The organism is Marinobacterium lacunae (assembly GCF_000705555.1).
In the GTDB taxonomy this organism is placed as follows: domain Bacteria; phylum Pseudomonadota; class Gammaproteobacteria; order Pseudomonadales; family Balneatricaceae; genus Marinobacterium_D; species Marinobacterium_D lacunae.
On record NZ_JMQN01000063.1, the window covers coordinates 115,969 to 122,359 of the forward strand.

At 51.4% G+C, this 6,391-nt stretch carries 7 protein-coding genes; 1 reads left to right on the top strand and 6 read right to left on the bottom strand.

The window, feature by feature from the left end; translation table 11 throughout:
* Positions 1–74: 74 nt before the first annotated feature.
* From ADIMK_RS22025 to ADIMK_RS21080, 3 genes are all read right to left on the bottom strand, one after another.
* Entirely contained in the window at positions 75–587 is a 513-nt protein-coding gene (locus tag ADIMK_RS22025) for a hypothetical protein (protein ID WP_156043030.1), read from the bottom strand.
* 76 nt (positions 588–663) lie between these two features.
* On the bottom strand, positions 664–987 hold the full coding sequence (locus ADIMK_RS21075) for a DUF2726 domain-containing protein (protein ID WP_051693205.1): 324 nt from the start codon (positions 985–987) through the stop codon (positions 664–666).
* Positions 988–1,142: 155 nt separating this feature from the next.
* Positions 1,143–2,132 carry a hypothetical protein gene (locus ADIMK_RS21080; RefSeq protein ID WP_036192477.1) on the bottom strand — a complete coding sequence of 330 codons (990 nt, stop codon included), beginning with the start codon at positions 2,130–2,132 and terminating at the stop codon, positions 1,143–1,145.
* A 219-nt stretch (positions 2,133–2,351) separates the two neighbouring features.
* Here ADIMK_RS21080 and ADIMK_RS21085 point away from each other — a divergent pair, with 219 nt between their 5' ends.
* Positions 2,352–3,845, top strand: a complete 1,494-nt coding sequence (locus ADIMK_RS21085; protein WP_036192479.1) for a carboxypeptidase M32 — start codon at positions 2,352–2,354, stop codon at positions 3,843–3,845.
* Between the two features lie 121 nt (positions 3,846–3,966).
* Here ADIMK_RS21085 and ADIMK_RS21090 read toward each other — a convergent pair whose 3' ends face one another.
* The 3 genes from ADIMK_RS21090 to ADIMK_RS22165 all read right to left on the bottom strand — a co-directional run.
* Positions 3,967–4,251 carry a type VI secretion system PAAR protein gene (locus ADIMK_RS21090; RefSeq protein WP_036192481.1) on the bottom strand — a complete coding sequence of 95 codons (285 nt, stop codon included), beginning with the start codon at positions 4,249–4,251 and terminating at the stop codon, positions 3,967–3,969.
* Between the two features lie 29 nt (positions 4,252–4,280).
* Entirely contained in the window at positions 4,281–5,246 is a 966-nt protein-coding gene (locus tag ADIMK_RS21095; protein ID WP_197027607.1) for a hypothetical protein, read from the bottom strand.
* A gap of 5 nt (positions 5,247–5,251) precedes the next feature.
* Positions 5,252–6,391 (bottom strand): hypothetical protein (locus ADIMK_RS22165; RefSeq protein ID WP_036192483.1); only part of this gene is annotated, 1,140 nt, incomplete at its 5' end.

Sequence of the window (6,391 nt, forward strand, 5' to 3'; positions counted from 1 at the left end):
TAAATGAACGACATAGAGAGTAGACTAAAGTTACATTGAGTGAAACAAACGATTTTAAATGCATTATTTTCGGTTTATATCGGAGTGGCATTTTTAATAAGTACTCCAAGATTTGAGCTAAGACCAGAAAGCCTATATTTATTTTTTTTCGTCTCATACATAGATTTACTGATGCATATATGGGCTGGAAAGGCATTTTTAATGAGTTCGCCTTCAATGCGATAACGACAAGAATTTTTCTTATATTTATTTGTAACAGCAACACCAATATCTATCGTATAGTCATTTCCTACTAATCTTGTGTACACAGCCGGTATAGTGTGGCAAGCCGTAACCCAAAATAAAAAAAGAATGAATGCATAAAAAACAAGAGTCGAAGTAAACCTGACCTGTCTGCTTGTTTTTTTGAATTTAGCTCTATGAACTGAAGTGATAGCATCAAAGGTAAAAATAAAATAGACACAGGTAAAAGCGGCTGCTATGTATAATCCAATACTGGATGTTTGTGCTGTTGGTGTAAAGTCTTCTGAAACAGCATAAATAAACGAACCCAATATAAGTAAAAAAAAGTAACCATGGGTAGCCATCTGGGCTTTTTGTTTTTTGCAATACCTTATTTCCATATTAGTGCTGGTCTCACGAAAGCCACAATCAGCCGACGCGTTAGAGGTCGTCTGCCTTGCAGATAACAAAGTCGAAGTGTTTGGCGCTTATGCGGTTAAAGGCCTTCTGCCACTGGCTGCGGTTTCGGTTGGGCTCAGGCTCTATAAGGTCAGCGACACGAACCTTGCCGAATACGCGATGTTGTTGAGGGTCGATAATTGAATCGAGCACGCCCAGAAAGGAGCGCTCGGCAGCGGTAAAGAGGGTTTTGCGCTGGCGGTATCGGTGTTCAGCTTCGCCATGTTTGGGTGTGTTGGCGTAGAGCTTCTGCACAACGAGTACAAAAACGAAGAACGCCACCACAAGCAGAATGATCCATTCCATCGACGATCTCCCTGATCCCTTGTCGATATCCCGCACCAACCGCCCTATGGTGCGCGTGGAATTGCAGTTTGAATCCGCCCACAGCGATTGGCAAGTAGATTTGCCTTACTTTGTCTGCGTACGGTCACACTCGCACGCAGTCAATATAGGGGGCATTACTGCCCCGCTTCCACCTGATTAATCAGGTGTATGGCCGACATATACTGCGTTGCGCCGCTACCCTGCGTCTTGATGTAGCGGTAGAGTTTGGTCAGCCCCGGCTCACCATAACCGGACTGCACCAGTGCACGCCCCCAGTAAAAATCGAGGCTGGGATCAGGTTCAAACGGCAGCTGGTCCAGCTGTTCAAACAGCGGCAGCGCTTCTTTGGGCTTACCGGCTTTCAGCAGGTTGGTGATGCCGATCAACAGCTTGTCACGCGTCGCTTCCGGCGAAAGCTCGATATCAACACTCTTGGACTGAGCCATAACCTGCACCGGCTGCGCGCTCGGCTGCTGCGGCTCTTCAGGCTGCTTAACCGACGCCACTGCGATCGCCTCTGCCACCTGCTTCGCACGTTGCGCCTCAGGCAGCGTCACTTTCGCCACAACCGGCTCAACCACTTCAAGCGACGCCGGAGCAGGTGCCGCGCTTTGCTTCAGGCCAAACCGATAGTCATGAAAATATATCTCGATAGTTAACGCCTGCCCCGGCTCTATTTTCATGTCACCGCGAGAGCCCGTTTCCGGATAGGGATTGGTCTCGCAATCCGACGCGGACAGGATGTTGCTGCAAGGTAAGCCCCAGCTAACCGATACCGGATACTCACCGGCTTCAATGGGAATGGTCGTGCGGCCCGATTTCATCGACGCCACCACATCATCCCCTACCGACAACGCGGACAGTACAGCACTCGCCGTAAAACGTTGCTGGCGATACACAGTCAACAGCCCGTAGCGCTCGGGGCTGAGCCCCTGCTCACTCAACTGAGCCGTTACAGACTCGGCGGCTCCCGCCGTCACCGGTTGGGATACAAAATGGATATCCGGCTCGACCGAGGAAACCGGGCCGTTCGCGACACAGGATGCAACCAGCAAAAACACCGGCAATACGCATAGGTGCTTGAACCTGTGCATCGAGCTGGATAGCGGGCGGGATGAATTCATGGCAGCCGTTCCCTGGATATTTGAATGTTCGCGCTGTCGAATAAGAGGCCTGCGAACACCTCAGGTATTGCTCGGCCACGTCTGCGCTCAATAGTTGCACACTTTGGGCAACGCTGTAACGTCTGAAAATATCGCCTGCCATTGTGTATTCTTCAACAGGCGTTAGGCTTTACGCTACGTCCGGATCACTCCCATGCACTCTGACAAAAGGATCGCTTCATGAGCGCCTACCACTCCCTCGTCAACCAGTTCGCCCGCCTGCACAAGCTCTCTCATGCCAGCACCTTCCTCAGCTGGGATCAGCAGGTGATGATGCCGCCGGGCGGCGCCGAGGGTCGGGCTCAGGCGTTGGCAGAACTCCACCAGATCCACCATGAGTTATTAACAGCCGAGTATCTCGGTGATTGGTTCGAGGGTGCGTTGCAGGAGGGCCTTAGCGAAGACCAGCAAGCTAACCTGCGTGAAATGCACCGCTTATGGCAGCAGGCCACCTGCCTGCAGGGCGATCTGGTACAGGCACAATCACTGGCCGCTTCGCGTTGCGAACACGCTTGGCGCGAACAACGCGGCAATAACGACTGGGCGGGGTTCTTGCCCAATTTTAAAGAGGTGGTCCGGCTCGCACGCGAAGAGGCACAAGCCCGTCAGGCAGCGGCCGAGGGTGACTTTGCCACCCCCTACGATGCCCTGCTCGATCTTTACTCCAGTGGCGATACCAGCGCCTCGATTGCTGAGGTGTTCGATGGCCTGAAAGCGCAGTTACCGGGCTTGATTGATGAGGTGATCGAGCGCCAGCGCCGCACACCGAATGTGGATCTCAGCGGCCACTACAATATTCAGGAGCAACAGCGTCTGAGCCACAGCGTCATGGAGGTGTTGGGCTTCGATTTCAGCAAGGGTCGGCTCGATATCAGCAGCCACCCGTTCAGCACCGGTGTACGGGGCGATCACCGCATTACCACCCGCTACCGCGAAAGCGATTTTATCGAAGCGCTGATGGGCACTGTGCATGAAACCGGTCACGCCAGTTATGAAGCGGGTCTGCCTGAGGCATGGGCCGGACAACCGGCAGGCGAAGCCCGCAGCATGAGTATCCACGAGAGCCAGAGCCTGCTATTTGAAAAGCAGTTGCTGCTCTCCAAACCGTTCGTGCGCTTTCTGACGCCGATCATCCACCAACATTTCCCTACGCTTAAAGAGGTGGACCATGATCAGTTCTGGCAGGCGATGTCCCGCGTGCACCGGGGTTTTATCCGCGTTGAGGCGGATGAAGTGACCTACCCCATGCATATCGTGCTGCGCTACGAGATAGAGTCGGCACTGATCAACGGCGAAATGGAGGCCGAAGATATCCCCGATGCATGGGCAGACAAGATGCAGGCCTATCTGGGGCTGGATACTCACGGCAACTATAAGGATGGCTGCCTGCAGGATATCCACTGGCCGTCAGGTGCTTTCGGTTACTTCCCCTCTTACACCCTTGGCGCGCTGAACGCAGCTCAGCTCTTCAGTGCAATGCACAGGGATTTGCCGGCACTGGATGCGCACCTGCGTGAAGGGAATGTGTCATCGCTGCGTCAGTGGCTGGGTAGCAGGATCTGGAGCAAGGGTTCATTCCTGAGCTCAAAAGAGCTGATCACCCAGGCCACAGGTGAAGCGACCAATCCCGACTATTTTATTCGCCATATTCGTAATCGGTATCTGGATATGTGAGTTGATCAACGGGGGCCACGACATAGCCCCCTACTTTGCTCACTTTCATAAGCACAGCAAGTGCACCGTTTATACATCCACGCGCAGACTACACGGCCTGGATTCGTCCAAAACATTCGACTCAACCGATGGTGACGGTGCCACTACCCACCACTACACCACCGCAACTGACAGCGTCGCCAGAGCGTGCCGCAGACTTGCCATCAATCGATACAGTGCCGGAGCCCCCAACGATGCTGCGACCATGAGGCGCGTGTTTTGGCTTAGAGTGCGGCGCCAACGGATCGCCCTGACGAGCCGCCGGTATCCCATCGATATTTACGCTCGGAGACCCTGAGGTGATTGGGGTTGGAGGAAAACCCGAATGGTCGGTTCCAATATCGCCTACCTTGGCTGCATTGCCCATATATGTCAGTCCTTTGATTGTGGTTTTTATTATCGGGAGATTACGATTCGGCCGTCTATTATTGAGAAATAGGGGGTGAAGCTTGTTAACCAATCTTCGGATTTCGAACCAATTCTCAAGGGGGAATCCCCCCTCTTATCTTCCAGTCTGACGATCTTTCCCCCCATGAATGACTTCAGCTCATATTGATCCCAACTTCTCGGTTCCAATATGCCAACATCATTTGCATCATTCATATATCTTTCTATCCCTATCGCTCTGAAAAACTCTTCTGGCATCGATTGATATCCTTCAGCCAACGCCTTTTCCCGACTAGAAAGAGACCAAGCGGCCTCCAACGCTTTAAAATCTCTTTTTTTCATCAAGTTCAGCAACTCGATGTACGCCCGTCGGAGTGCCTTCATATTGTCATGATCTTCGACAAAAGGTGTTGCGCGGGTCCACGCCCATTCGGGGATGGTCTTTACATAGAATTCCCGCTCGAACATCGTCAGATAACCATCCGTTTCACCCTGAAAATCGGTCAGTGGCGACATGTGTTTTTCCGGATAGTATTTTGATTCCTTAATAGTGGGTACTCCTGACTTCTCTGTCGCCAGCAGACTGGTCAACTCCACATCCTCATAGTCCTTAAACGTGGCTTTTAGCACTGCCTCACAACGTGCTCCGTTCCGATGTTCCTGTATCCCCTTCCTAGCGTCGACAGGCACAACGTCCAAGGCCATCTTATTAATCCCTTTATGCAGAAAAGCAGTCGCATTGAAGCCCATCATGGCAGATCCACTATCCGTGGACAGATTATCCAGTTGCTCCATGCCATTGATCAGCCCAGCGCAGTACATCTCACGTGAAGTCAAATTGACAATATATATTTCCTGGGGTGCAGAGCCATCTTGATCGATTTTTATATTTTCCGTTGACATTTCATTACCGCCCTTACAACCAATTAATACCAATATCAATATTAAAATCATTCCATTCTTTATTTTTTTCATATTACTCAGCTACCAAAAATATCCATTCTAAAATTTGAATCCTCTTTTTTCATCGGATTTGCCCATATCCACTCTCGTTTAAAGCTTTCTTTTTTTTCAGGCTCCGCTGAACCTCTATAGCCATCTATTTTATTATTCCCTTCTCCTGAATATGACTTTTTACCCGTATCCACACTTCCCGAAACCGTAATTTCCACCTCGGCCTTGATGCCATTGTGATACATCACCAGTTCCACAATCTCTTTTTCATTCTTGGCACCTGCATTCTTTTTAACCGCCTGTAACGCACACTTCCCCTCTGCAATCACTTTACCGCTCAAGGCAAAAGCACCTTCAACAATCCACACCTTGGCTCCGCCGCGCATATTTGCGCTTCCTGTCAGGCTAATTGTGCTCTCAGCTGAGAAGTCGTATTCGGGGTGATCGCTGTCCAACGTGCGTTTGATGCTGCCCTGCGTTTCCAGCTTTGTCGTCAACTTGATTTCGAGTTCCGCACCAACATAGGCGCCCTGTTGGCCAGCTTTGACTTTAGCTTCCTGCTTTTTTGCTTGCTCTCGAAGTTCAGCGACGACTGTGTCGACCTTGAAGTAAGCGGCGGCGGCCTGAACCAGGTCCAGTGTGATTGAGAATTCGAACAGCGGACTAAATCCGGCGCTCAGGGTGTGTTCAACGCCGAAGGCGGTGTCAGATTTGTGGCGTGTCTTGCCTTCTCCCTTCAGCGTGATCACCGGCGGCTTGAAGTCGAACGCCACCAGCTTGACCGTTTCTTTACCTCGGCTCTGGTAGGTACTGCTTTTGACCATCTCGATGGCGCCGCTGATCGCACGGATCAGCTGTATCTCATCCCGAACCTCATTGAACGAACTCGACAGCTCCAGCTTGAGCGAACGTTTTGAAGAGGACAGGTTCGAGCGGGAGCCTTCCAGCTTCGAGCTGTATTTGGTTACATCGCCACCGGCGTTGACCTCAATCTCGCCCTCTATATTAAAGCTTCGCGTTATCTCTTTGTCGGGAATCGCTAAGCCACGGTGCATGCCGCTCGCCAAACGCTCTTCGCGTTCATGAAGGCGCTGCTCATCGCTAATGACCGCACTCTTTTTCGGACACGAGAGTTTGACTTCAGTTTTCCAGCTGTATTGCGGATA

What these genes read in the sequence shown, in the direction of transcription:
- ADIMK_RS22025 (WP_156043030.1), bottom strand. Translation starts at nt 587, where the DNA reads ATGGCTACCCATGGTTACTTTTTTTTACTTATATTGGGTTCGTTTATT.
- ADIMK_RS21075 (WP_051693205.1), bottom strand. Translation starts at nt 987, where the DNA reads ATGGAATGGATCATTCTGCTTGTGGTGGCGTTCTTCGTTTTTGTACTC.
- ADIMK_RS21080 (WP_036192477.1), bottom strand. Translation starts at nt 2,132, where the DNA reads ATGAATTCATCCCGCCCGCTATCCAGCTCGATGCACAGGTTCAAGCAC.
- ADIMK_RS21085 (WP_036192479.1), top strand. Translation starts at nt 2,352, where the DNA reads ATGAGCGCCTACCACTCCCTCGTCAACCAGTTCGCCCGCCTGCACAAG.
- ADIMK_RS21090 (WP_036192481.1), bottom strand. Translation starts at nt 4,251, where the DNA reads ATGGGCAATGCAGCCAAGGTAGGCGATATTGGAACCGACCATTCGGGT.
- ADIMK_RS21095 (WP_197027607.1), bottom strand. Translation starts at nt 5,246, where the DNA reads ATGAAAAAAATAAAGAATGGAATGATTTTAATATTGATATTGGTATTA.